24 protein-coding genes are annotated in these 26,909 nt (G+C 39.5%); 5 read left to right on the top strand and 19 right to left on the bottom strand.

All coding sequences use genetic code 11. The annotated features are described in order from the left end of the window. Nucleotides 1-146 precede the first annotated feature (146 nt). Nucleotides 147-767: an NAD(P)-dependent oxidoreductase gene (locus tag QUF86_RS16490; RefSeq protein WP_289315957.1), complete on the top strand. Its 621-nt coding sequence runs from the start codon at nucleotides 147-149 to the stop codon at nucleotides 765-767. Between the two features lie 186 nt (nucleotides 768-953). Here the strand turns inward: QUF86_RS16490 and QUF86_RS16485 are convergent, their stop codons facing one another. Further along, complete coding sequence (locus tag QUF86_RS16485; RefSeq protein WP_289336240.1) at nucleotides 954-1,694, bottom strand: VCBS repeat-containing protein; 741 nt, start codon at nucleotides 1,692-1,694, stop codon at nucleotides 954-956. A gap of 484 nt (nucleotides 1,695-2,178) precedes the next feature. Here QUF86_RS16485 and QUF86_RS16480 point away from each other — a divergent pair, with 484 nt between their 5' ends. Together QUF86_RS16480 and QUF86_RS16475 are read left to right on the top strand one after the other, a co-directional pair. Continuing rightward, nucleotides 2,179-2,760 carry a TetR/AcrR family transcriptional regulator gene (locus QUF86_RS16480; protein WP_289315956.1) on the top strand — a complete coding sequence of 194 codons (582 nt, stop codon included), beginning with the start codon at nucleotides 2,179-2,181 and terminating at the stop codon, nucleotides 2,758-2,760. A gap of 25 nt (nucleotides 2,761-2,785) precedes the next feature. After that, nucleotides 2,786-3,988, top strand: a complete 1,203-nt coding sequence (locus QUF86_RS16475; RefSeq protein WP_289315955.1) for an MFS transporter — start codon at nucleotides 2,786-2,788, stop codon at nucleotides 3,986-3,988. 357 nt (nucleotides 3,989-4,345) lie between these two features. Here QUF86_RS16475 and QUF86_RS16470 read toward each other — a convergent pair whose 3' ends face one another. From QUF86_RS16470 to murQ, 10 genes are all read right to left on the bottom strand, one after another. Continuing rightward, complete coding sequence (locus QUF86_RS16470) at nucleotides 4,346-5,074, bottom strand: GntR family transcriptional regulator (protein WP_289334895.1); 729 nt, start codon at nucleotides 5,072-5,074, stop codon at nucleotides 4,346-4,348. Nucleotides 5,075-5,220: 146 nt separating this feature from the next. Beyond that, complete coding sequence (locus QUF86_RS16465; RefSeq protein ID WP_289315953.1) at nucleotides 5,221-6,087, bottom strand: MurR/RpiR family transcriptional regulator; 867 nt, start codon at nucleotides 6,085-6,087, stop codon at nucleotides 5,221-5,223. Between the two features lie 25 nt (nucleotides 6,088-6,112). Next, on the bottom strand, nucleotides 6,113-7,009 hold the full coding sequence (locus QUF86_RS16460) for an N-acetylglucosamine kinase (protein WP_289334894.1): 897 nt from the start codon (nucleotides 7,007-7,009) through the stop codon (nucleotides 6,113-6,115). A 57-nt stretch (nucleotides 7,010-7,066) separates the two neighbouring features. Next, complete coding sequence (locus QUF86_RS16455; RefSeq protein ID WP_289315951.1) at nucleotides 7,067-8,152, bottom strand: DUF871 domain-containing protein; 1,086 nt, start codon at nucleotides 8,150-8,152, stop codon at nucleotides 7,067-7,069. An 18-nt stretch (nucleotides 8,153-8,170) separates the two neighbouring features. Next, nucleotides 8,171-8,500 carry a PTS lactose/cellobiose transporter subunit IIA gene (locus tag QUF86_RS16450; protein WP_289315950.1) on the bottom strand — a complete coding sequence of 110 codons (330 nt, stop codon included), beginning with the start codon at nucleotides 8,498-8,500 and terminating at the stop codon, nucleotides 8,171-8,173. 67 nt (nucleotides 8,501-8,567) lie between these two features. After that, complete coding sequence (locus QUF86_RS16445; protein ID WP_289336239.1) at nucleotides 8,568-9,908, bottom strand: 6-phospho-beta-glucosidase; 1,341 nt, start codon at nucleotides 9,906-9,908, stop codon at nucleotides 8,568-8,570. 56 nt (nucleotides 9,909-9,964) lie between these two features. Continuing rightward, nucleotides 9,965-10,249 (bottom strand): hypothetical protein, encoded by a 285-nt coding sequence (locus QUF86_RS16440; protein ID WP_289315949.1) that lies wholly within the window; start codon nucleotides 10,247-10,249, stop codon nucleotides 9,965-9,967. A gap of 77 nt (nucleotides 10,250-10,326) precedes the next feature. Further along, complete coding sequence (locus tag QUF86_RS16435) at nucleotides 10,327-11,616, bottom strand: PTS sugar transporter subunit IIC (protein ID WP_289315948.1); 1,290 nt, start codon at nucleotides 11,614-11,616, stop codon at nucleotides 10,327-10,329. A 50-nt stretch (nucleotides 11,617-11,666) separates the two neighbouring features. Further along, nucleotides 11,667-11,972 (bottom strand): PTS sugar transporter subunit IIB, encoded by a 306-nt coding sequence (locus tag QUF86_RS16430; protein ID WP_289315947.1) that lies wholly within the window; start codon nucleotides 11,970-11,972, stop codon nucleotides 11,667-11,669. Nucleotides 11,973-12,011: 39 nt separating this feature from the next. Then, the gene (murQ, locus tag QUF86_RS16425; protein ID WP_289334893.1) at nucleotides 12,012-12,905 is read right to left on the bottom strand and encodes an N-acetylmuramic acid 6-phosphate etherase; all 894 of its coding nucleotides are present in this window, start codon (nucleotides 12,903-12,905) and stop codon (nucleotides 12,012-12,014) included. Between the two features lie 310 nt (nucleotides 12,906-13,215). Here murQ and QUF86_RS16420 point away from each other — a divergent pair, with 310 nt between their 5' ends. Next, on the top strand, nucleotides 13,216-14,826 hold the full coding sequence (locus QUF86_RS16420; RefSeq protein ID WP_289334891.1) for a glycoside hydrolase family 10-like protein: 1,611 nt from the start codon (nucleotides 13,216-13,218) through the stop codon (nucleotides 14,824-14,826). A gap of 163 nt (nucleotides 14,827-14,989) precedes the next feature. Then, nucleotides 14,990-16,153, top strand: coding sequence for an anhydro-N-acetylmuramic acid kinase AnmK (gene anmK / locus QUF86_RS16415; RefSeq protein WP_289334890.1), 1,164 nt, complete (start codon nucleotides 14,990-14,992; stop codon nucleotides 16,151-16,153). 214 nt (nucleotides 16,154-16,367) lie between these two features. Here anmK and QUF86_RS16410 read toward each other — a convergent pair whose 3' ends face one another. From QUF86_RS16410 to QUF86_RS16375, 8 genes are all read right to left on the bottom strand, one after another. Next, complete coding sequence (locus QUF86_RS16410; RefSeq protein ID WP_289334889.1) at nucleotides 16,368-17,807, bottom strand: NAD-dependent succinate-semialdehyde dehydrogenase; 1,440 nt, start codon at nucleotides 17,805-17,807, stop codon at nucleotides 16,368-16,370. Next, nucleotides 17,804-19,195, bottom strand: a complete 1,392-nt coding sequence (locus QUF86_RS16405) for a solute carrier family 23 protein (RefSeq protein WP_289334888.1) — start codon at nucleotides 19,193-19,195, stop codon at nucleotides 17,804-17,806. Before QUF86_RS16405 ends, QUF86_RS16410 begins: the two co-directional genes overlap by 4 nt. A 14-nt stretch (nucleotides 19,196-19,209) precedes the next feature. Beyond that, nucleotides 19,210-20,361: an iron-containing alcohol dehydrogenase gene (locus tag QUF86_RS16400; protein ID WP_289334887.1), complete on the bottom strand. Its 1,152-nt coding sequence runs from the start codon at nucleotides 20,359-20,361 to the stop codon at nucleotides 19,210-19,212. Nucleotides 20,362-20,491: 130 nt separating this feature from the next. Next, a complete protein-coding gene (locus QUF86_RS16395) occupies nucleotides 20,492-22,096 on the bottom strand; it encodes a sigma-54 interaction domain-containing protein (RefSeq protein ID WP_289315940.1) in 1,605 nt (534 codons plus the stop codon). 759 nt (nucleotides 22,097-22,855) lie between these two features. Beyond that, nucleotides 22,856-24,349 carry an aldehyde dehydrogenase family protein gene (locus QUF86_RS16390; protein ID WP_289334886.1) on the bottom strand — a complete coding sequence of 498 codons (1,494 nt, stop codon included), beginning with the start codon at nucleotides 24,347-24,349 and terminating at the stop codon, nucleotides 22,856-22,858. Nucleotides 24,350-24,396: 47 nt separating this feature from the next. Beyond that, nucleotides 24,397-25,362, bottom strand: a complete 966-nt coding sequence (locus tag QUF86_RS16385; protein ID WP_289334885.1) for a PDR/VanB family oxidoreductase — start codon at nucleotides 25,360-25,362, stop codon at nucleotides 24,397-24,399. Nucleotides 25,363-25,367: 5 nt separating this feature from the next. Continuing rightward, nucleotides 25,368-25,889: a hypothetical protein gene (locus QUF86_RS16380; RefSeq protein ID WP_289334884.1), complete on the bottom strand. Its 522-nt coding sequence runs from the start codon at nucleotides 25,887-25,889 to the stop codon at nucleotides 25,368-25,370. Between the two features lie 12 nt (nucleotides 25,890-25,901). Continuing rightward, nucleotides 25,902-26,894: a heme-dependent oxidative N-demethylase family protein gene (locus tag QUF86_RS16375; RefSeq protein WP_289334883.1), complete on the bottom strand. Its 993-nt coding sequence runs from the start codon at nucleotides 26,892-26,894 to the stop codon at nucleotides 25,902-25,904. Nucleotides 26,895-26,909 lie beyond the last annotated feature (15 nt).

Below are 26,909 nucleotides of genomic sequence, written 5' to 3'. Positions count from 1 at the left end.
TTGGGTTTTTATTATTATTATTTGCTGATTCTTTATAGAAAAGCTTGTTCGTTTTATGATGTCATATTGCACTAAATCTCTCATTTGTTGAAAAAGACGATATAATGTTTAGTGTAATTTGTATTCGCAAAAGGAGGTTCTTTCTTATGAATATTTTGATTTTAGGTGCAACTGGGCGTGTTGGGAGTCAATTAGTTACTTATGCCCTTCATGATAGACATAATGTTGCTGTATTAGTTCGCACTCCAGAGAAGATTGAAATAAATAACGAAAATTTAACGATTATCAAAGGTAATGTATTAAATAAAGATGATATCGTCCGTGCAATGCAAGGGATTGATGTTGTTATTAGTGCACTGAATACTGATGGGACAACCACATTATCAACAAGTATGCCACTAATTATCAAAGCGATGGAAGACGAAGATATACAACGAATTATAACTATTGGAACTGCAGGTATCCTGCAAAGTAGAACCACCCCAAATTCACTGCGTTATCTGTCAAGTGAATCAAAGCGTAAGTCTACCCGTGCAGCGAAAGAACATCATAAAGTATACGATATGCTTAAACAATCAACACTAAAATGGACTATTGTCTGTCCTACGTATTTGCCTGATGGAGAAAGTGTAGGTAAATATCGTGTAGAAGGTAATTTTTTGCCGGAGGGTGGAGTTGAAATATCTGTGCCGGATACTGCAGAATTTACATTTAGCCAAATAAAAAGTAGCGATTATATAAAATCACGTGTAGGTATTGCCTACTAATAATAGTCTTTTACTACTTGCTTATTGAACTAACCCGTTTGTTGAATAAGCAACTCAAGGGAATTGAAGTTACAAAGAAGAAGGGCATGAAATTCTGTCGACGCAATAAGAGATTAACGCAAATTTTATTCGTGTGAACGATAAGTGGAAATCTGTATTGATCACTGCGTCGTCTTTTCAAAAATGCTATATCCCCCCTCCAAAAATAGCGACATTCTGCCGGTCAGGAACAAACGCTTTCCCGTTCCATTTCAATATGGTCTGTACAAATCCTAGTGAGTCGGCATTGTACCTCCCTGCTATCCTCTGATAGGCTTCGAGCTCATATATGCCGTCCCTATTGAAATCAACCGGATATAAACCAGATAAAGGATTGACCCATCCTTCTATCGGCGCCTTCAAAACACCATTCTGGTTATAAATTTCAGATAAATATTCCTTCCCCTTATAAGTTAGGTCAAGAATGTACTTTTCATTTAGATAATAACTGTTCACCTTTGCTTTGTATTGATTTTCATAAGCCACATCGTACTTATAGTTTTCATTGAATGCATCGGAATCAAAAACCGGCGTGAGTTTACCATTAAAATAAGAAAATACATATGCATAAATAGCACCAGCGCTGCCTCCTGTATCAATGACCACTAAAATATCATCCCTCTTGTTACCTGTAAAATCACCAAGAATAAGGGTTGGATTGTATCCTGCGTTATTTTTCAAAGGAACTTGTTCATATTGATTTGTACTCCCATTCCGGATGACTAAAGTTAAGTTTTTCCAAAATGGACTATCAGGGGTTTTATTTGCGGTAATAAAAACATTGTCCTTTTCCCCGTCCCCGTCAATATCGCCTTGCTTTGAAGTTACTATGGTTGATCTGTTCTGATTCATTTCTCTTGAAAGAACAGATTGGAGGCTCACTTGCATTTCTAGCAGTTCCTGTTTTGAAGGATATGGATTTCGGAACGACAAGGCGTTATCAATCGTTTGCAGTGCTTCGTTGGTTAATCCGGCTCTAATCTGAGTCTCAGCCAAACAATACCAATAATAAGGGTCATTCGTTTCTCGTATTTTTGTGGAATAGTAATGAAGCTCTTTTCTGATATCATACGTATCCATCTTCACCCCACCTGCCTTTTTATTCTCAATATAGAATTATATGCAGGAATTTGGGGAATAGCCGAATCTGCAAAACTTGAGTTGGATAATATTAATTTCCCCCCAAAAAAAATAAAGGAGAATACAAATAAGACATGTCTCATTTGTATTCTCCTTTTGATTCAATTAAAGTGTCCGATTTTTCTACATTATCGCGTTGCATAATACCTTTCTATAAGCTACTCCGCTTGCTTATATTTATTTAATTTGCTAATATAACTGACGAACGTTCGTTAAATTTGAGGTGATATTATTGAAAAGCAATGAAATTAAAGAAGCCGCTCTAAAGTATTTCACGATTCATGGTTATGAAGGAGCATCCCTTTCTCTGATAGCTGAAGAAGTCGGCATGAAAAAACAATCCATTTACGCCCATTTTAAAGGAAAAGATGATCTTTTTCTAAACGTTTTACGTGATGCGAAAGAGACGGAGCTATCTTCGAAACTCCAATATTTTAGTAAAGTTGATTCAAAAAATCCTGAAAAAGATTTATACGGATTTCTACAATTGATCATCGATCTTTTCCAAAAAAATGAGCATTTAAAATTTTGGCTACGTATGTCCTTTTTTCCGCCAGCCCATCTTGAAAAAGCTATCGTAGAAGAGGTCATGGATATCGAGGAAAAGGTACAGGCGATACTGGAAAGAAAATTCCAAGATTGGATCAATGCTAAATTAATCGTCGGAGATGCAGCAATAACGCCGACCTATGCTTTTTTGGGAGTAGTCGATTCCATTATGCTGGAGCTTGTATACGGCAATGATGAGAAACGGCTGAAGGATAAATTAGCAGCCTCTTGGAAAGTATTTTGGAGAGGAATTTCACAAAAATGATTTACATAGAAAGAGGTGTTAATACATGAATAAACCAATTAAAGAACAAAAGATGGTATTAATTATTCTTCTAAGCAATATATTCATTGCCTTTCTGGGAATTGGACTCATTATCCCCGTTATGCCATCTTTTATGAATATCATGCATTTATCAGGAAGTACGATGGGCTTTCTTGTGGCCGTATTTGCGGTATCACAACTTGTTATGTCACCATTCGCAGGCCGTTGGGTTGACCGTTATGGCAGAAAGAAAATCATCATTATCGGATTATTCCTTTTTGGTGTTTCAGAACTTATCTTTGGTGTAGGCACGAACGTATCCGTCTTTTATATATCAAGAATCCTAGGGGGAATTAGTGCCGCCTTTATTATGCCGGGTGTTACTGCATATGTTGCAGATATTACATCAGTTCAAGAAAGGCCAAAAGCAATGGGCTATATTTCAGCCGCTATTAGCTTGGGTTTTATTATAGGACCTGGTATCGGTGGCTTTATTGCAGAATATGGTATACGCTTGCCCTTCTTCCTTGCGGCAGCCATTGCTTTTTTAGCATGCCTTACATCCATATTCATTTTAAAAGAGCCTATGACAAAGGAACAGCTTGCAGAAGTTTCTGCTAATACTAAGCAAACAAACTTTTTTGGAGATATAAAAAGATCACTTAATCCGCTTTACTTCATTGCGTTTATCATTGTATTTGTACTCGCTTTTGGTTTATCAGCCTATGAAACTGTTTTTAGCCTATTTTCTGATCATAAATTCGGCTTCACGCCGAAGGATATTGCAACCATCATTACAATAAGCTCAATCTTCGGAGTTGTTGTGCAAGTATTCATGTTTGGAAAACTGGTAGATATCCTCGGTGAAAAGAAGCTGATTCAATTATGTTTAATCATCGGTGCAATATTTGCGGTGGCGTCCATTTTAATCTCCAGCTATTTGGCAGTACTTGTAGTAACTTGCTTCATCTTCCTTGCATTTGACTTGCTTCGTCCGGCATTGACGACATTTTTATCAAAGGCTGCCGGAAAAGAGCAAGGGTTTGTAGCTGGAATGAACTCAACCTATACGAGCTTAGGGAATATCGTCGGACCAGCAATGGGAGGAATACTATTTGACGTAAACATCCACTATCCTTATCTTTTCGCTGCTGTCATTATCGTCATTGGCCTAGGTATTACAGTCATTTGGAAAGAAGACCGATTGGCAGCAAGCTTAGCGGAATAATTTGAAAAGCACGCGGCAGATTGTTCCGAATATGATTTTTTTCAAAGTAGCTTTCTTTTTGAGCTGGAAAACTCTTAAACTTGAAAAATAATAGTATACTTTTCTCTTTGAACAAAGATCCCTTGTCCATATTAGGCAAGGGATCTTATTTTCTTTAATTAAATTTAAAATATATCGGATATTCCTTATTTCTTTAAAAAGGGAGAACTCCTTACCCAATCGCTCTTTTCAGCAATGGGACTCTAATTAGAAAAAGAAAAAAAGAAAAGCCTATCTCACTTTAGATCTAGGAGATAGGCTTTTTAGCTTTTATATTATCCCTTTAATAGTGGCATTCTTACTACTGTCTTTTATCGCTTAAGATAGTCGCTCCAAATTAATTCTGAATTTATATCGATCAGCCCGGTAGACCGATTTGACTACCCCAAGTGGTATATTGGAATCCAGGGTGCTTCTTCGTTCAATCAGCAATACCGGGGAACCTTCAATTACTTCAAGTATTTCCGCCTCGTTTTTTTGAGCGATGGAGGCTTCAATCACCTGTCTGCTATGCTGAATTTTAAAGCCAAACGTTTTTTGAACATAGTCTTGAATGGAGGTTAAGGCTATTTCTTCCGTTAAATCCGGGGCAAGGTCTTTTGGTATGTATAGTCTTTCATATGCCATCGGCAACTGATCCGCAAGCCTAACACGTATCAGTTCGAAAATAGGATTTCCTGCTTCAACCTCAAGCTTCGCAGCAAGATCATCATCGGCTTTGACCTCGTTAAAACTGATAACTCGTGTACTGGGTTCAAATCCTCTTGAAATCATATCCTCTGAAAATTTTGTTAATCCTTGCAAGGGTTGCTCCAATTTTTGTTGGGCAACGAATGTTCCTTTTCCGCGCTGCCTATATAAATAACCATCATTCACAAGGTTCGAAATGGCCTGTCTCACTGTCATCCTGCTTATTTCATATTTTTCGGTGTATTCTTTTTCTGAAGGAATCATCTCTCCTGGCGCCAATTCAAGTTTTTGAATCGCTTCTTTAATCTCCTCTTCAAGTTGATAATAAAGGGGACTCAGAGAATTCTTTTGGATCATTTAGCGTAAATCTTCCTTCCATAGTGATGTAATTTTACAAGGCATCCTGATCGGAAACATCTCAAGCTAAAATACAGTTAGTAATAATCTTGTTCGATCCATGCTTTTTAACACGATAAAAATTCCTGTAGATTAGATTCATGTTTCTAAGTATCCAAATTCCTTTTTGTGAATTTCAATACAGATTCCCTTGAACGTTCAATTTCATTTTTATTTTCATTATAGAATTTTGAAACATACGCATAGAAAATAATGCTGACCGTTAGAAATTGTGCAAAAAGCGAACTTGTTGCTGCACTTCGGAATTTAGCCTCTGGTGCACGTACATGCTGGAGGGACATATCAACTTTTTCAGTTAATCCATTGTCCCCCAATCGTGATAAACCAATTGTTTTAATTCCATATGCTTTCGCTATATCAACGAGTTCCAGAATCTCTTCAGTTTCGCCACTATTGGATATACAGAAAAAAACGGTATTCTTTGATGAAGCAGCAAGCGCAGTGGCCGTAATATGCGGGTCTTGATTGGCACTTACAATCTTTCCTAACCGTAACCATTTCTGTGTAATATCTTCAGCAACGAGCCATGATGCTCCTAGTCCATAGACATAAATTACATCTGCACTCCTCATGGTTTCAATAATATTGTCAAGAACGACCTCATCCAAATAATGTGCAGTTTCTTGTATGGCTTGTACGGAGTTGGACACTATTTTATTTTTAATGGACGCTATTGGTTCATTAGGCTCAATGTCATGGAATCCTTTTTTCTCCGGTTGGGAAATGAGGGATGATAAAGAAACCTTTAGTTCAGAAAAACTGTTTACTTTTATGGAATGACAAAATCTCGTTACAGCTGAACTGCTGGCATTGGCATGATCAGCTAATTCATGTATCGTCATTCTGATAATATCATTTGGATTTTCTAAGATATATTGTGCAATTTTCCTTTCTGATTTTGGCAATTGGTTCAATAAACTTTCAATTCTTAGGATAATATTTTCGACTTGCATATGATGTAATCTCCTTGATTTTTACTTACTTTAACTGCTCCATTGCTATGTAGTAACAACCTAAGGTAGCAGATACGTCTTCTAAAACAAATTTCACTTTTGGGTTCTCAAGTTTAATATGGTTAATGTAAGAGCTTTGAACCAATGGTATATTTGTTAATATGCTACCTTTAATTGCAATTGTAACATTCTCGCTTAACTTTAACTTATTGATAACCTCAAGCGTCTTTTTGGAAAGGTGGTATCCTGCCTGACTAAGGATATTTTGCGAGAAATCATCGCCTGCATCCGCCTGTTGGACAATCAGGGGGACAAACGCAGCAATCTCGGCTTTCGTCGCGGAATAAATGAATTTCTTCAGTTCCATAACACTGTGGTAGCCCAGTTTTTTAAGTATTGACTCGGTTAAATGGCTATAATTAGATCCTTCATCCTCTTCTTTCGTCATTTTTATAAAAGCTTGCATCGCGATCCAATAGCCACTTCCTTCATCCCCAAGAATGTGTCCCCAGCCGCCAGCCGATTTCTCAATACCATTATGGATGCCGATACTTACAGATCCCGTTCCGGATATGGTCAAAATGCCATCTTTTCCTTTTAGTAAAGCAGCATGAGCGATAATTCCATCATTTACAATGGTAAAGGGAGTATTAAATGCGCTGCTTATTGCACTTTTTATACCCTGTTGATTTTCCACTCCTCCATACCCAGCCAATCCTAAGCAAATGTAACGGCAACTTCCATTATTAATAGCAGCTACGCATTTTTCAATTGCCTGAATAATGTTAGCGATGGCTTGTTTTTCATTTATAAGCAGGTTTCCATACCCCGCTTTGCCTTCACTTATTTTATTACCCGCTAAATCGTAAGCCACTGCTTCAGTTTTTGTGCCACCACCGTCAACACCGATAATATAATCCATATCATTCTCCTATTCAAAAAAAAGGAAGGAATATTAATGTTCCTTCCCTGAAGATTCTCAATTAATATTGAATTGGAATTTCCCCCATGGCTCCAAATAATCTAACAGAAAAATTTCCTCTTCTGCTATTCTTCCGACTACATTTGTTTTCCCTGAGTTCTTCATTTCTTTCAATGCAATCTGCAATTCCCCTTTATATTGTCCGTAGAGCTCATTTTCAATTAATATATCACCGCGTCTAATATCAGGCGTAAATGTTGGTTTAAAATCTTCGCTCTTATATTTTACGCGTGATTGAGTCGACCGAATAAGATAATCGGATACATCTCCACGGTAAAAATGAAATTCTTCCAATACTATTTTTTTCTCTAAATCTGTCATGGTTTCGTGAAGGTTAACATTAAATGTTAACAGACCGCTGTTCAACAGGCTAAGCTGTTTCAGTTCATCTTCGGAGGCGTAGGCATTTGCAATAATTACATCATCGATTAATCCTGTCGCATACAAGTGTTTCGCTTGTGTTGTAATGGGCAATTCCCGGTGCATTTCTAATGTACATAATCCTTCCGTAATCGGCCAAGGTCCGTAAGTTGCTGCATGTGAGCTAATGAAAGCTGCCGTGCGGATATTATGCTTTTTGAATGACTCACAGCATTTTATAAAATGAGGATAGCTCAATCCCGCATAGCGATGCGGATAGAAGTTATGTGATCCAACTAAATTTTCTTTATTAGGTTTGTAATCCATAATATTTTCTAAATATTTCGTTGCGTTGCTCATGTTTATTTCAATTTTCAGATCATAGGGATTATGTGTCATAATCGACTCTTCGTTACCTGTAAAACCCATGTCCAGCCTGATTCCATACGCACCTAATTCTGCAAAAAACGATAAGTCATTATAAGAAATGCCTAGCGCCCCAAATACCCGGGGTGCAATATCGACCATCACTTCCATATTCAATTGATTGGCATATACAATCGTTTCTTTAAATTCTTTTAAAATCTTCTCTTTGTCACCTTCAACAGAAAGCAAGCAAGTAAAGATCTTTTTGAATCCATATTTGTGTGCAAGTGCAATGTATTCGATGTCTTTCTCTACGGTTGAATGTTCTGGATAGATGGATATACCGAGTTTGCCCATTGTTTAATCACCTCTTCTTTACTGTTGTGGGGCTAGCTTTTTTACAATGCGGATCATATGTTCAATTAGTTTTTGTTCACTCATTGCCGTCATCAAGTGGTCCTGAGCATGAATCATCAATAAAGTTTTTTCACTTGGAACTCCATTCAATTCTGCTTGAATTAGCTTGGTTTGTGTCTTATGGGCCAAGTTCAATTCTTCCTGACCCTGTTTAATTAGTTCCTCTGCTTTTTCAAAATTAAATTCTTCCGCTTCTTTCAATGCTTCGAATGCTAATCCTCTAGCATTTCCGCTATGTGATATTATTTCAAAAATTTCCATTTCGTTATTGTTCATTTCAGTTGACATATCATTACACTCCTATTTATGTTAGATTATTAGATTCCTGTATTCCATATTCATGGTTGAAAACTCTTCACTGGATGTAAGAAACTGTACTTTCATTGAAGAATCGCGGCAAGTATTCTTCATGCGCCTTTAAAAGTTTTTGTAAAACCAATTCAGCTAGATCATCACTTGGAATAAGTGGGTTGATCGTTAAAGCTAATAACGCTTTATCATACGAACCTGTAACAGCTGCCTCAGCACCTATCCTTTCAAATGATTTGATCTGTTGTATTAAGCCTTGCACTTGTACGGGTAATTTACCCATTGTCAAAGGAATTGGTCCATTTTTGGTGACGATACAGCTCACTTCGACTGCTGAATCATAATCAATATCAGTAAGCGATCCTTTGTTTTGGACATTTAACACTTGAATGTCTTTTTTATCATTATAAATAGAAGAAATGACGTTGCACGCTGCATCGCTATAGTAAGCTCCACCACGTTGCTCTAATTGTGGAGGCTTGATGTCAAGGGTTTCATCTTTGTATAGGTCAAACAAACCTTCTTCTAATTTTTTCACGATTTCAGCTCGAGTTTTCCCTGCTTTGAATGCTTCCAGCTCTTCTTCTAAAATCGTTTTTGTTTTGTAATAATAGCGATGGTACGGGCAAGGCACCACACCTAAAGATTTCAAAAATCTTCTATTCCAAGCCAGAGGAGCAATATTCTTCATAGTCATCTGAATTTCTGGATTACCCAGCATTTCAAGCACTTTATCTGTTACTTCTTGATCATCAACGAACACATGCATCCCGTATACCAAGTGGTTTAACCCAGCGAAATCTATGTGAACTCTCTTCATTTCAACACCCAGCATGTTAGAAATGGACATATGCATATTAAAAGGTACATTGCATACCCCAATGACTTTTTTATGCTCGCTGTAGCGAAGAAGGGCTTCGGTTACCATCCCCGCTGGGTTCGTGAAATTAATTAACCATGCACAAGGGCATAGCTCTTGCATTTCTTCTGCAATTTCCAGAAGAATAGGTATAGTTCGTAATGCTTTGGACAATCCACCTGCGCCATTCGTTTCTTGACCAATCAATCCAAGTTCCAATGGGATACGCTCGTCCTTGATTCGTGCATCAAGTAATCCCACTCTCATTTGCGTTGTGACAAAATCAGCATTTTGCAAGGCTTGACGGCGTTCTAATGTTAAATGTATTTCCATTGGAATCCCTGCTTTTTCAACCATTCGCCTTGCCAAGGTCCCTACAATCTCAAGTTTTTCTTTTCCTGCTTCAATATCCACTAGCCACAGTTCCCTAATAGGCAACTCATCAAATCGTTTAATAAAACCTTCGATTAATTCTGGTGTATAACTGGACCCTCCACCAATTGTGACAATTTTTACCCCTTTGTTCATTTCCATTCTCCTAACACCTCATGCGTTAGCATTTATTTCATATCGGCCATTTTCATTTATTTATAGATAATTGCATAACAGACCAGTGCGCTTACCGCTAATAAAGACAAGAACAATAGTGATGCTTGTTTCTTGTTTTTAAACTTACCTTCAACAAAACAAACAACCATCGTCAATCCTGCGCTTATGGCAAAGGTATTTCCTAGGTACAGTGATAATTGTTTATCTATCTCCAAAGCATTCATTAATGTGTTAAAGATAAAATTAAAAACAAGAATAAAGCTAAAAAATAGAAAGGCACTTTTGTAACTAAAAAAGTGAATTCTGGATGTTGAATTCATGCCCTTTCCTCCCTCTCTCAATTATTTTAAAGGGAGTTTGGAGCTTTAAGTCCCAAACTCCCCCTTTTAAAAATTCCTTATAAAGCGATATTTTTATTATCTGTTGTTTCTACCATGTTTTCCTGCGCCAAAAGCTTTTTATCGTACATTTTGAAGAATGGCAGATAAATAATGACGGAAATTGTTAAATTAACCATCACGAGAACAATGGCCCTCCAATCACCGCCTGTTGAAAGGTAGGCACCTATTGGAGCAGGCAATGTCCAGGGAACCATTACATAAGTAGGGTTCACCAGCCCAACGGACGTTGCTACATATGCAAGTGTCGCACCAATTAGCGGTGTTATGATAAATGGAATGATCAATATTGGGTTCAATACAATAGGCATCCCAAAGATAACAGGTTCATTGATGTTAAAAATGCTTGGAACAATTGTTGCTTTCCCCATCGCTTTACTATAGGTAGACTTTGCCGTCAAGAGCATAGCAATTACTAAACCCAATGTTGCACCAGAGCCACCAATCCAAATAAACCATTGGAAGAATGTTTCAGGAGCTATGTGGGGAATTGTCTTCCCAGCTGCAACTGCTGCTGAGTTATTCGCTAAGTACACTTCCCAAACTGGACGAGCAACGGCACCTACCACTGATACGCCATGAATACCAAATGACCAGAAGAATGTAATCAAAAACACTGGAATTAATACACCTGGCAAGGTATCGCCTGCACTGATGAGTGGTGCAACCGCTTTATCAACAAGTGAATGTAAATCAACAGCAAAAACGACTGTAATCAAGGTCATGACAAGTAGTACAATTGTAACTGGTATTAATGCTTCAAATGACCGGGCTACTGAAGTTGGAACAGAATCCGGCATTTTAATTGTGATATTTTTGGTCTTACATAGACGTAAAATTTCGACTGCAAAAATGGATACGAGCATTCCTACAAAAAGGCCATGGCCTCCGAGATTTGTCATTGGCAAAACAAACCCCACACCATCCATCATTTTTACTCCTATTGTGAACAAGAAGGCTGCCAATGATAGTAAACCTCCAGATAGGGGATCAAGTTTATAGCTTTGAGATAAACTGTAGCCTATACCAAAAGTAATATATAGAGTCATGATAAACATCGTTAATCGATATGGTATTAAAATTTCAGCTATGTGTTTTGCAGCCCATTCACCTACGGCACTATCTGCTGCAACGGGCGGGAATGCAATGATCAAAAATAAACTCCCAAAGATAATGAACGGTAACGCAGAAACCACACCATCGCGAATTGCGCGTAAATGTTTTTGCTCAGACAATTTTGCCATGGGTGTTGAAAGATTATTTTCTAAAAAAGCTACAAACTTGTCCATTCGTCGTTTTCCCCTTTTACGTTTGATTGAAAAGAAATAGAGTTAGATTATTATTTTGCTAGTTCTGTTACAAGTTTTAGTAACTTAGGTCCACCAAGAGGACTGTAGGCTTGAGCTGGAATGGCTTCACATGGGACACCTGCTTCATCGGCAGATGCCTTAAAGCCATCGAAACGATGTTTGACTTGTGGAGCTACCATTGCCACATCCCAACCGTTACGTACCTCTGCATCAAATTCTTGAGTTCCGACCGCCAATACTTCGATATTTACCCCCTGTTTTTCCCCTTCTTTTTTTAAAGCGCTTACAACGATAGCACTTGACATTCCACCTGAACATACGAATAGTACCTTCATTATTTGTTCCTCCAATTTTTTATTTTTTATAAAAAGAAGTTAAATCGTTTTCCTTATGAAACCATTTGCCTTTTCTAAACGATTTGATGCTTCTTCATATGAAACATTCGTTAAAATCATGACAATTGCAACTTTAGGCTGATCATGTGCCTTTTCTAAAAATTCATCTGCAACTTCATAACTACAGTCAGTAGCGTCCATGATAATACGTTTTGCACGTTCAACCAGCTTTTCATTTGTTAACTGTAAATCTACCATTAAATTCCCATAAACCTTTCCCACTCCAACCATTGAAGCTGTTGAAAGCATGTTGCATACTAACTTTTGAGATGTTCCAGCTTTTAAACGTGTCGAACCCGTCAGGACTTCAGGCCCGTTTACTACTTCAATCGCAACTTTTGCAATTTTACCTATCTCTGAACCTTTGTTACAGCTTATAGACACTGTTCCTGCACCAACTTGATTGGCATATTCCAAGCCCGCAATAACATATGGAGTGCGTCCACTGGCCGCAATGCCTACTACAACGTCCTTATTCGTCAATTCGATTTTCTTTAAATCTTCAGGACCTAATTCAAAACTGTCTTCTGCACCTTCAACCGCTTTAATGAAAGCCTTTTCCCCGCCAGCTATAAGACCCACTACTTCACTTGGATCGGTATTGAATGTTGGGGGACATTCCACTGCATCCAATAAACCGATGCGCCCACTTGTACCTGCACCCATGTAAATTAATCTGCCATTTTTATTCATAGCTGCAACGATCATCTCCACTGCTTTGGAAATTTGCGGAAGTTCTTTTTTTACACAATGGGCAACTTTTATGTCTTCCTCGTTCATCACCTCTAACAATTCAAGTGTATTCATTTCATCTAAACTCATGGTCTTTTCATTACGACGCTCTGTCGTTAAATGCCCTAGCATACAAATCATCCTTTTTTTATTCAGTGGTGAAAGTGGTGAAACTTTTTTTGCTATAGTGAATATATCACTATTAAAATTTTATTTCAATATTGTGTATACATTTTTAAAAATTAATTTTAAAATAAACGTAGATACATAAATGATTTATAACTTTCTACTAAAAATGTAAACGACTGGCTATTACATGAATCCTATGATTCTTTTATTGATTAGACATAATCTTCATTTAGATAGGTGACAATTTGATATATTCTTTATTTGTTAACGCTTACAAATAATTAAATATAAATATTAGTAATGAAATGAGGTTGTACTATTGATGAATGAAAGAGTTACAAAGAGAAAATTAGGTTCATTGGCGCTAACCGCTTTGGTGGGAGGATCGCTTCTCCTTCCATCTGACTTGATTGCAACTGCAGAATCAGGGACTATCCCTCAGCAAACAACTTATATAAAACAGGAACTGCGCGCAACTTGGATTGCAAGTGTGTTAAATATTGACTGGCCATCCAAACCTGGTTTATCCGTATCAGCACAGAAAGAAGAATTCATAAAATACTTGGATGAACAAAAAGCAATGGGCATGAATGCTGTCGTTATGCAAATCAAACCCACTGCAGATGCTTTTTATCCTTCTGAATACGGTCTCTGGTCAAAATATTTAACAGGAGTTCAAGGAAAAGATCCTGGGTACGACCCTCTTGCATTCATGGTTGAAGCAGCACATGATCGTAATATGGAATTTCATGCGTGGTTTAATCCATACCGCATAACTATGCCTTTAGGTAAAACAGCCGAAATGTCGGATATTGATAATCTTCCAGAATCCCATCCTGCTAGAAAGCACCCGGATTGGGTCATACCATATGGACAACAATTGTACTTTAACCCAGGCATTCCTGGCGTACAGCGGTTTGTTATCGATGGAATAATGGAAGTTGTTAAGAATTATGATATCGATGCAGTTCATATGGACGATTATTTCTATCCTTACAAGATTGCAGGAGTACCTTTCCCGGATGAACATTCCTATCAAAAATATGGAGCAGACAGATTTACAAATATAGAAGATTGGCGCAGGGATAATGTAAATAACCTTGTTAAGCATATAAATGAAGAAATCAAGGCAGAAAAGTCATATGTGAAGTTTGGTATTAGTCCATTTGGAGTTTGGCGCAACAAAGCAGTTGATCCCACAGGGTCTGACACTGCTGCCGGGCAAACGAATTACGATGATTTATATGCGGATACCAGAACGTGGATCAATAATGGATACATTGATTATATTGCCCCCCAATTATATTGGAATATAGGATTGCCAGTAGCTGACTATGCCAAACTTCTTGATTGGTGGACAAAAGAAGTAGAAGGTAAAAATGTTCAACTCTATATTGGACAAGGAGACTATAAAATTAATACAGAGTCCAATGGTGTACAAAACTGGTTCAATCCTGAAGAAATGCCCAACCAGTTAAAACTGAATCGAACATATGAGGAATTTGATGGAAGCATGCATTTCAGTGCCAAAGATTTACGGAAAAACCCCCTTGGGATAGCAGATCGCTTAAGCGAGGATATTTATAAACATCCCGCATTGGTTCCAGCCATGCCTTGGATTGATGATCATGCTCCAAAGGCTCCAAAGGTAAGCAAGGCAACACAAGCAGGAGATGGAATACAATTTGAAATTAACGATCACAAGCAATCGGATGCATCCTATTATGCCATTTATCGTTTTGATGGAAAGAAAAAAGGAAGCATAGAAGACTCAACGAATTTACTGGCTACAGTGCATAAAGAGAAAAACCGTCAATTATTTAATGATGGGACTGTAGTAAAAGGAAAGACTTACACATATGTTGTGACTGCCTTGGACCGTACACACAATGAAAGCAAACAAACTAAACAGATTAAAATAAAAGTAAAATAATCATCAAGTTATCGCCTAACCGTTAAAGTGGAGCATGTAAGTGAACAATGACGTAAGGTATGCATGAACAACAGGCAGGAATGGTCTTATCTTTAGTATCATTTACTGTTGCAAAAAATCGCAAATCAGGATTATAAAAGTCAATTAAAGTAGGTGGAAGACTATGTACATAGTAGGGTTAATGTCCGGAACATCACTGGATGGAATTGATGCCGCACTTGTTCGGGTGGATAATAGTGGACTAGAGACTGAAATGGAAATGATTGAGTTCATAACATACCCTTTTCCAAAAGATGTTGAAAAAGAAATTATGCAGTCTTTATCGGTAGACACATCCAATGTGCAGTTAATTTGCAGTTTGAATTTTAAATTAGGAAAATTATTTGCCAATGCAGTAAAGGAAGTTTGTCTTAAAGCCGGATTTCCCATTAATAAACTGGATCTTGTTGGATCCCATGGACAAACCATATACCACCAGCCCTTACAAGAACAAAATTGGATTCCCTCCACGTTGCAAATTGGGGAAGCTGCAGTGATAGCTCATGATACAAACACTCCTGTCATATCTAACTTCCGTACGATGGACATGGCTGCAGGAGGACAAGGAGCTCCGCTTGTTCCTTTTACCGAGTATATTCTTTATAGAAGCGAAACGAAGGGAAGATTACTTCAAAACATAGGGGGCATTGGAAATGTAACCGTCTTACCCAAGCAAGCATCTCTGGATGACATGTATGCTTTTGATACAGGGCCTGGGAATATGATCATTGATGAAGTATGCCGACAATTGTTCCATGTAAAATATGATGAAGGTGGTAAAATAGCTAAACAAGGACAAATTAATGACGAACTTTTATCTTATTGCATCAGTCATCCTTATATTATGAGCCCTCCACCAAAATCAACCGGTAGAGAATTGTTTGGCAAGCAATATGTCGTAAAACTATTAAAGATGTTTGAATCACTTCCAAGCCAAGATATTTTAGCAACAGTAACGATGTTCACAGCAAAGTCTATTGTTGAGAATTATCGAAAGTTCATCTTTCCTAAAACCAATATAGAAGAAGTGATTATTGGCGGCGGTGGCAGCTACAATAAAACGTTATTAAATATGATCCAATCATTACTTGGAAATTCCATTCAAGTCTTGACTCAAGAAGAGTTGGGATACTCTTCTGAAGCAAAAGAAGCGGTGGCCTTTGCGCTACTGGCAAATGAGACTTTTCATGGTCATGCAAGTAACGTTCCCAAGGCTACCGGCGCTAACATCGATGTCATCCTTGGAAACATGACCTTCCCTCCTTCAACACATCGAATTAAGAAGTAAACAAAGTGTAATATTATATTGGGAAGCAGATATATGAAGAAAAACAACGTTATCCTAAATGGATTGCAACTCAAATTTATATTACTTTTTCACAATTGTAAAAGGTAAAAAACTTATTAACTATTGAAAAAGAGTAAAAGGCACATCGATATTTGATGTTCCTTCTACTCTTTTTTTTGAATGCCTGAAGAATCAGGCGAACTCTTCTATTTATTTAATTGCCAAGCAGCAGAGATACATACTTCACTTCTAAATATTCATCCATGCCGAAGTGTCCCCCTTCTCTACCTAAGCCACTTTCCTTCATGCCGCCAAATGGTGCTTGGGCAGTGGATGGGGCACTGTCATTAATACCGACAATTCCATATTCAAGACCATCCGAATAGGTAACTGCTTTATTTAATGACTCCGTATACACATAAGCTGCCAAGCCAAAGTTTGTGTTATTGGCTCGATCTATTGCTTCTTGATCGGTTTTAAATGTGCTGACAGGGGCAATTGGCCCAAACGTTTCTTCCTGCATGCACAACATATCATCCGTTACTTTGGAAAGAATTGCTGGTGCGATGAAATAGCCTTGTTTTTCTTCGAATTTGGAGGTTTTATGGATGAAAGCTCCTTTACTTTTAGCATCCTCCAATTGAAGCTGGACTTTTTTTACGGCGGCTCCATCTATCAGTGGACCAAGATCGGTTCCATCCATTCCATTTCCAACCTTCAAGGTTAAAACAGCTTCTTCAAAAGCTTGTAAAAACGGCTGCTCGATCGTCTCATGGACGAAAATTCGGTTCGCACAAATACATGTTTGTCCGGCATTCCTGAATTTCGATTGAATCAAACCTTTTACGGCTTCTTCGATATTCGCATCTTCAGCAATGATGAACGGAGCCAATCCACCGAGTTCAAGTGAGACTTTTTTAACAGTTTCCGCCGCCTTTTTCATTAGATGTTTCCCTACAGGAGTGGAGCCAGTGAATGTAATCTTTTTTACACGTGAATCATTCATCCACACGTCAGACACATCTCCCGGTTTTTGGGTTGTTACAATATTTATTACGCCGTCTGGAATGCCTGCTTCATGGGCACTTTCAACTAACAGCAAAGCGGTCAAAGGCGTTTGTTCTGCGGGTTTGATGACGACGGTACATCCCGCAGCAAGGGCTGGCGCAACTTTCCTCGTGATCATGGCAGCCGGAAAATTCCATGGGGTAATGGCAGCAACGACACCCACCGCCTGCTTTTGCACTAAAATACGCTTTGAAGCAACGGAGGCTGGTATGATTTCCCCGTAGTTACGCTTTGCTTCTTCAGCAAACCATTTCACGAAACTAGAAGCATATTTCATTTCACCTTTTGCCTCGGCCAATGGCTTTCCTTGTTCCAGTGTCATGATTGTCGCGATTTCATCCAGCCTGTTCTCAATGATTGTGTACCACTTCTCAAGTAATTCCGCCCTATGATAAGCACTTGTTTTCGACCAAGTCAGAAAGGCAGCTTGAGCTGCATCCACAGCAGCCTTTGCCTCTTTTTCATTAGCGTCCGGAACATAGCCCACAGGCTCCAGTGTTGCTGGATTTTCTACTACAAAATGGTGTTCTGTATGAATGCGTTCGCCGTTAATATAAATTGGCCATTTTTCCACTACTTTTTTCATCCCGCTTTAATCTCCTCTTCTTCTTCTTCATTATCTGTAAAAGTATTATCATTTTCTCCTTTGAAAAAGTCCTTTCCATATAAAAGGGCACATAATAGGATTCCTGCAGCAAACGCCATTCCAGCACCTTTTATAACTAGGATGGCAGCAACTACCCCTGCAATTCCCAGGTCGCGTTGGCTCTTCGCCTGCATTACACCTACGCGTACGCTAACATATCCCTGAACCAAAAGTGTTAAGGCCAATGCAACACCTAGAATTGGTTCCACTAAGCTGACGACCGGCAATAAGAATAATCCTGTATTAGTACCCCAACGGAATGAGCCAGCACCGCCAAAGAAAGAATTCATTGCTTTCTTGCCATTCTTGAACCGTTCCACAACTACGACATGCATGGCTGCCCACAACGGACCACACATTGTAATATCAGGTCCGATAAAACTCATGATCACATTTCGGCCACCAAAAATTAAATGAGCTCTGTTTGGATTATAGTCCACTTTTTCATCTTCCCTGACCTCATCGGATTCAGAAAGCAACGCTTTCGTTTTCAGTACATCCCCGAATACGACTAAATAAGTAGCAAAAACAGCTGGAATCGCACTTAAAAAGAAGGTCATGGCAGGAAATCCCAAACCAAAAACAGTATAGTCTGACCAAAGCGTAGCAAAATCCGGACTGCTGAATCCCCATTGAATATTAGGCCATTTTGCTTCTCCAAAAATCGGGGCTACAAAGACCGCGAGCAAGATAGCTGGCAATATCCCTAAATTACCTAAAAATACCCAAGCTTTATTTCGCATTTTTAATTTTCCAAAACTTTTTGAAAAAAGTAGATAAAAGGCAAAACCGATACAAATGCTTATTGTATAAGGAAATAAATCAAACTTTCCACCCACTTCGAAAATGGAAACGACAGCACCGATACCAGCACCTAAAATAATTCCTGATTTGATTGCATTCGGCACTAATCGAACGACCTTACTCGCAAGTCCGGTCATTCCTAGTAATATCGATAAGATACCCAATGTCAATTGAAACGCAACGAGTGCATAGACCCGATCAGGTCCTTCCGGAAATTGCCCGACAAACAATACAAGCAATGGAACCGCCGGTGTAATCCAACCTGGTATAACTGGGTCTCCGAGTAAATGATGTGCTAAATATAATAATCCATTTAAGACAACGACGGCTAGAGCCACATCAAAAGGCATACCTAGATGGTCTGCAAGCAGTGTAATCGCTCCAAGGTCAACTGCACACATCAATAGTCCTTGAACATAGTCCGGCCATTCAAACCGATAATGGAGAAATGGCAATCTAATTTTAAAGGGTCCCGCAGGTATATATGATGTCTCTTCTCCGTAGCGACGGTTTTTCCATTTCATAATGTTTCCTCCACTTAAATGCCATAGGCTGAACGGTAAATTTTTTCGATATCCCGAACGTTTAATGCACGGGGATTATTCCGCAGCAATCGTACTTGTTTGATGGCTTCGGCAGCCATTTCACTTAAGGCAGATTCAGGAATGTCAAATTGACGAAGTGATTCAGGTATATCCACGTAACGACATATTCTCGTCATCGCTTCTATAGCTTTATCTGCTGCCTCATCATCATTTAAATGATTGACTTTCTCTCCCAGTGCTTCTGCAATGTCACGGAACCTTTCCAAACATGCAATTTTATTCCATTGCATGACATATGGCAGTAATAATGAATTGCTGACTCCATGTGATAAATGGAAGCGGCCTCCAAGCGGATAAGCTAAGGCATGAACAGCTCCAACACCAGCATTTCCAAAAGCTAACCCGGCCATTAGGCTTCCTGTAATCATGGCTTCCCTTGCTTCTAGATGATCTGGCGCAGCGTAAGCCTTTGGTAAATTTTTCGCTATCAACTTCATTGCTCCAATTGCCAAGGCATCAGTCAAGGGCGAGGCGAATTTGGAAATATAAGCCTCCACTGCATGAACCAGTGCATCCACTCCACTTGCTGCCGTCACACTTGGCGGGCAAGTCAGCGTCATGACGGGAGATACGATCGATACATCCGGTAAAAGATACGAACTAACAATTCCCTTCTTAACCTGTTCTTTTTTGTCGGATAGAATCGAAATATTCGTCACTTCAGACCCCGTGCCAGCCGTCGTCGGTATGGCTATTAAAGGAATTCCTGGAACTTCAATTAGATTCGTGCCAAAATAGGTCTCGATGCTTCCTGAATTCGTAGCCATGACGGAAGAGGCTTTGGCAATATCCATTGCACTTCCCCCTCCTACCGCAATCAGCCCATCATGATTTCCATCCCTGATGTACCGTACACATTGCTCAACGATTTCAATTTCCGGTTCAGGATTCACATCCGAAAAAATACCGTATGCTAATGAAAGTAAATCCTCAACCTTTTGCACAACCCCAGCATCCAGTAGAACTTTATCTGTAACGATCAATGGATTCTTCATCCCTAATCGAGTAACCTCTTCAGTCAGCTGTTGTAAAGAATCTGCTCCTGTCACCAATTTGTTAGCCATTGAAAAAATAGAAATATTCATGGTTATCTCCCCTTTCAGTTAATTACTTATGCATGAATCATGCCAAAGTGAAAACGCTTAATTTAAAGGGAAATTACTTATTCTTTCATGGGTAACCATATAAAAATGAGTAGAAATCAAATCAAAAAAACTAATTCGATTCGTTTTCTACTCGTATGTGAAATTTTTTCATTTTTTGCACTAAAGCGCTTTGACTGATATCCAAAGATATGGCAGCCGCCCTTGTTGTCCCGTATTTTTTCATCGCATCCAGTATCAAGGTCCGCTCCAGATCGGAAACGGCTTCCTTCAAGGAATGAGATGTAGTTTTTTTTGATAAGACCGGCTGTATGATAGATGGTAAATTAGCCAAATCGATCGTATCATCGTAAGTCGTGACAACCAGTCGCTCTGCAAGACTCGCAAGCTCACGTATATTACCAGGCCATGAATAGTTCGTCAGCCATTCATAGCATTCCGGTGTCATCCTTTTCTGTTCATTATATTTTTCATTGAATTTTTTCAAATACATTTCTAAAAGCGGGATCGTTTCTTCCTTTCGCTGGCGCAGTGGCGGAACTTCAAAGGATACAATATTAAGCCGGTAATATAGATCTTCGCGGAAAGATCCTTCTTGAACGAGTGAGGCCAGATCCCGATGAGTGGCAGTAATTAACCTGACATCCACTTCTTTCATTTCGGTGGAACCTACTCTCATAAACTTGTTTTCTTCTACCACTTTTAAAAGTTTGACCTGTAACTCTAAAGGTAAATCCCCTATTTCGTCTAAAAATAACGTACCACCATTTACTTTCTCAAAAATCCCCATTTTCCCATTCTTAAGGGATCCGGTAAATGCTCCCGGTTCGTATCCAAAAAGTTCGGATTCCACCAAGTTCGCTGGGATGGCTCCGCAATTTAATTCAAGGAAAATTTTATCCTTCCTGGAACTTTTTGCATGAATGTACTTAGCGATTAAGCTCTTCCCTACACCCGTTTCCCCCTGTAACAAGATCTTCGCATCCGTTTTAGCTACTTTATCGGCCAGTTTGAATAAAGGAGTTGTAGTAGGCCCAATGATTATTTCCTGCAAATTCACCTGTTCCGAGCCAGGCAATAATTGAGAAATAGGTTGGAAAGATAACTTTTGACTGTCGATTGTGTACTTCATCCGGATTAATTCAGTAATATCCCTAACACTATTTATGACGAAAATGACTTGATTCTGTGGCGAAAGAATAGGTGTGGCAGATACGATAATCTTTCTCCCATTTCGGATTCTTTGTGTCAAAGTGACTTGATTCTTCGTTCGAATAGAGTCCAACGAAGCAGAAACGGATATCATACCCTGCTCAATTAAATAACTCATTGGTTTTCCGATAATTTCCTCTTCTCTTATTCCGGTAATGCGCTGATAAGCTTGATTGATAAATAATGTCGTTCCTTCCCCATCGGTGATATACACGCCATCATACAGGGCATTAAATACAACCCTGCATAGATCACTCTCGAAAAATGCTTGAAATTGTTCATATGGTATAGAGTAATTCCGTATATTTTGTAGCGGTGCATTCACTGTAATGAAATGAGAAATAGGCTTCGTCAAATCACTCTGCTGCACTGCCGCAGATAACGCTTCAATCGTCAGAAATCCGATAAATTCCTCTGAATCGTCCATTACTTCCACTTCATTGCTTCCGACGGGAAAACTTGAAATCGCTTCCTCCACTGTCATATCCGAATAAAACTTAGTCATCAATATCCACTCCTAACCTGATCCCTGACTGGTCTTTAACATTTGATAGAACGCTTCCTCCTTGATCGGAGTACTCTTTGATAGTCCAGGCGAATTCCTCGCCTTTCAAATTAAAGAAGGCATAAACATCGGTCTCATTAACTTATATTGTGAACATTATGTAATGTCCTTTCCTTTTGTATGATACTATGTACGACAACCAAAGACACCCAGAATAAGTGCTTCAGCGGTAAGAACATATTCAATCCCCATATGCTTTTTCTGATAAAAAGCGATAAATATGCATTGGTATGACACTGTTATCATACCAAAAAAAGTTTGCCTAAAGTTTTCTATGGCTTGTACAATTGGGACGTGACTTCCGTTCCAGGTACGCGCTATCCGCGGTCGGTCCTGGAGCCTCCTCTACAATCAACTTTGTTTTAACATTTAGATAGAACTCCTTTTACCTACAGTCCTTTTAAAATAGAAGGATTAAAACTTGAGTTGATGAGGATGCTTTTTGAACATGATTCTATTCAGCTAGATCAACTTGAAATGATTACTTTAGACCAACCTATGCCAGCGAACCATTTGGTTTGTAAAATTGAGACTGCCATTGATTAACCTTGGCCAAAATTTCAAAGGAAATTTTCAAAAGGGGTTCGGAATTTTTTTATTCCGCACCCCTTTTGTTACAAACTGAAACCTAATCCATATTTGGATTAGGTTCTTTGATTTGATTATGGAAAGTTAATTGCTTTCTCTCTAATTCTATGATTAATTTGGAAACCAGCCAACCGGTTTTACATCGAGATTAATGTTGATTTGTTTAATTTCCTGGTATTCATCCAAGCCGTATTTTCCTAAACTGCGTCCAATACCGCTCTGTTTGTAACCGCCCCATGGCGCCTCGACATAGGTTGGATGATAATCATTTACCCAGGTGATGCCTGCCCGTACCTTCTTGATCACTCTCAGTCCTTTTGCCCCGTCGTTAGAGAAGACGCCGCCTGCAAGGCCGTAGTCTGTATCATTTGCAAGTTTAATAGCTTCTTCTTCATCTTTAAACTTTTGGATGACAACAACTGGACCAAAGATTTCCTCTTGTACGATGCGCATGTCAGGTGTTACATCAGTGAAGACAGTCGGTGCAATGAAGAATCCTTTGTCAAGACCGTCATCAACAAGACGGTAACCGCCTGCTGCAAGTGTCGCACCTTCCTGTTTGCCGATTTCAATATAGTTCAAAATGCTATTCATTTGTGCTTCGCTAACAATTGCCCCCATGTGGCTGTCTTCCGCAAGGCCAGGTCCTACTTTGATTTTATTTGCGCGTTCCACATAGCGTTTTACATATTCATCATAAATACTTTCTTCAACAAGAATGCGGCTACCTGATGAACAAACTTGGCCGGCACCGAAGAAGATGCCAAACAATCCGTAATCGACGGCCGTCTCTAAATCTGCATCTGCAAAAACGATGTTAGGTGATTTACCGCCAAGCTCTAGGGAAATTTTCTTTAAGTTGCCCGCGGCCGCTTTCATGATTGTGCGGCCAACATCTGTACTTCCTGTAAACGAAACAATGTCAACATCCTTGCTTTCTGCAATTGTTTGACCGACAACAGTCCCGCGGCCCATCACCATATTGGCCACACCTTTAGGGATGCCCACTTCCTCTAGGATTTCAAATAATTTCATAGCTGTGACAGGAGTCAATTCAGCCGGTTTATACACAATGGTGTTACCTGCCGCAAGGGCCGGTGCGATTTTCCAAACACTCATTAGAAGAGGGAAATTCCAAGGTACAATCAAACCGGCTACTCCTACTGGCTCGCGAACAACCATCGCTTGAACGGGAGCGGGAACTTGGTAAGTTTCCCCTTCAGGATGAAGGATTAACCCCGCATAGTAACGGAAACACGCGGCTGCATCGGCAATATCGAAACCTGCCTCTTCTTTAAGTTTCCCGTTGTCCATTGTTTCAAGAATCGTTAACTCTTCCGCACGTTCTTCAATTTTATCTGCGATTTTATATAGGTAGGAAGCACGCTCCTGCGCTGTTAAGCCTGACCATACTCCACTTTCAAAAGCTGCTTTCGCAACTGAGATTGCCATTTCTGTATCTTCTTTGGTGGCACGCGGTGCCCTTGCAATGACTTCCTGTGTTGCAGGATTAATTACCGGGATTACTTCATTTGAAGATGAGGACTGCCACTTACCGTCGATGTAATTTTTTAGCTCTAAAACTGCCGTTTCTAAAATTGTCATGTTTTATGCCTCCGGTTTTCATTATTTTTTTTACCTGTACAGAATGATTAAAGTTTTAAAACAAGTCTGTCGTCCTTCGCACGTGAGCAGCATGTCAGTATTGAGTTGCGTGTTTGACGGTTTTCTTCGCTAAGGAAGTTATCCCGGTGGTCTACTTCCCCTTCTGCGACATCTACTTCACAACTTCCGCAACCGCCCACTTTACAAGAATAAGGTGCATCTATTCCTTCCCTTAAAAGGGCTTCAAGTAATGTTTCACCCTCATTAACGTTGATGGACCGATCGCTGTCTGTAAGGTCGACAATGAAAGGATCTTGCGGTCCATCATTTTTTGTCGCAAATAATTCGAAGTGGATCGCATGTTCCGGATACCCATATGAACTTGCAGCTTTTCGATACTCTTGTACCATCTCTAGTGGTCCGCAAAAATATACATGTGTGCCAATGCGATGATCCATCATCGTCTCAGGCAACATTCTGCGTTTGTCTTCTGCCTGCGAAAAATAAAATGTACATTGATCAGGATAATTGGCTTTCAACAGATCATAAAAAGCACATAACTCCGGTGTGCGTGCTGCATAATGGAGTTCGAAGGTTTGCCCTTCGGCAGCCATGTCTTCCATCATTGCCAAAAATGGGGTGATGCCGATTCCAGCTGCATAAAAAGCATGATGCTTAGCTCGAAAGCTTAGAGGAAAGTTGTTTTTAGGGAAACTGACTTCCAACCTGGAATCTTTCTTTACATGATCATGCCAGAAAGCGGAACCTCCGCGAGACGCCTCGTCACGACGAATGGAAATTGCATATTTTTTGCGGTCTCTTGGATTGCTGATGATGGAGTATTCTCTCTCGAATATCGTATCTCCGGCTGGCATGAAAGTGGTCAAATGCGAACCGCCTGTAAATGCAGGCAACGGTTTTCCATCAACTGGTATCAACTCGAACTGTTTCACGAATGGAGTTTCTTGAATAATCTTGTTTACTTTCATTTGAATATTTCCTACTACCCGCATGATGATCAGCTCCCTACTTCTTCTTCTTTTCCGATTGGGATGAATGGGTAACCAATATAACCTTCCCGTACGATTGAATAAAAAGGACCTATTTCAAGACTGGCTCTGCACTGGTCACATTCTGCAATCTCTGATTCTTCTGCGACTTCCGACACTTCGAAACATTTCATGCAATATACGTACCTTCGTTTAGGCCCGATAATCACCGTCTGGATCTCATCCTCAGATAGACCAGCTTCTACCCCCAGCGAGAAGACCATAACGGCATTGTTCCATGCAGCCGCAATATAAAATTGGGTGCCCATCTTTTGTGACAAAATGACTCTCTTAATCTCCTCTTTATCTTCCATTCCGTTAATGGAAAGACCTTCAAAAGGTACTGTACCTGCAATTTCAGAAGTGAAACTTTTCGCCTTTTCATATCCGGCTTGATCAGAAATGATGACAAACTTCCTTCGTTCATTCCGAGGAGTAAATTGATTTACGATCGTAATGGATTTATCAAACAATACTGGACTATTGTACAAGGCCCTATCCCCCTACTTTTTGTTTATCTTCGCTTTTTGTTTTTCATCATCAATGCGCCTCAAATATTCAACCGATTGTGGAAGAAACGGGGCAATCCCTTTGTATTCAGCCATAGGTTCCGGAATATCCTGCAGTACGCTATATGTCAGATCAAACCACTCCTGGCGCAATGCCAAATCCTCTAGTGGCAGGAACTGCGTATTCAATACGAATAGAATGGCGTTGCTTCGTGGCATGCGATAAAACTTTTGTTCTTCAACACGCAAACGAACAAGTTTACCTGCATTTTCTGGTGTTATCCCAGAACGCTGCGGTCCCCATACATCCATCGTTTCATAGTTGACATCCCAACGGTCCGCCATCAGGTTCCAGTTGATGCGTGTCCATGGCTTTCCTGGCTCAATGGATAATAAAAACTTACGAACGCGATCTGCCAGTTCGTCGCCTTTCCGCGATACAAATGGAACTGGTGCATGGATTTCATCAAAGGACATGCCTTTATTCCAGTTAGCTGAGAAGAGCGCGGCGTATGAAACTTGCCCCACTTCCAAATAGAAATTACTATCGCGATGAACCATTAACACAAAATCATTGTGGAAATGGCGGCCTATATAATCAAGCGGCTCATTTGGAAGCGTGCTGGCATCGCCATATACGAATGAATCGGATTCCCCGAAGATGTGGTTTTTGAAAGTCCAGTTGTCTCCATCTTTAATGACCTCGAAATGCTCCGGATAGCGATCGGTTGCCATCTCGACAAGCATTTCCAGTACCTCCCATTGCATTTCTAATGTGTGTGAAAAAGATTGAAACCTTATATGCGGCTGTTCTTGAAGGAGACGACGCTTCGTTTCTACTTGGAGTTTGTATTCTGGTGTGACTTCGATACAGTTAATGTTTGAGAGTCGTTTCAAGTCGTTTGAATAACGATAGTTACCTGAAGTGAATGGAAATGGGAATGTATCTAAATCAGTTGTTTTGAAATCTAAGCTTTGTGTAAACATTGAACAATCTCCTCT

This window comes from Peribacillus sp. NJ11, from assembly GCF_030348405.1.
Taxonomy (GTDB): domain Bacteria; phylum Bacillota; class Bacilli; order Bacillales; family DSM-1321; genus Peribacillus.
Note: the sequence above shows the minus strand (reverse complement) of the source record. Positions and strands in the feature narration are given on the sequence as shown.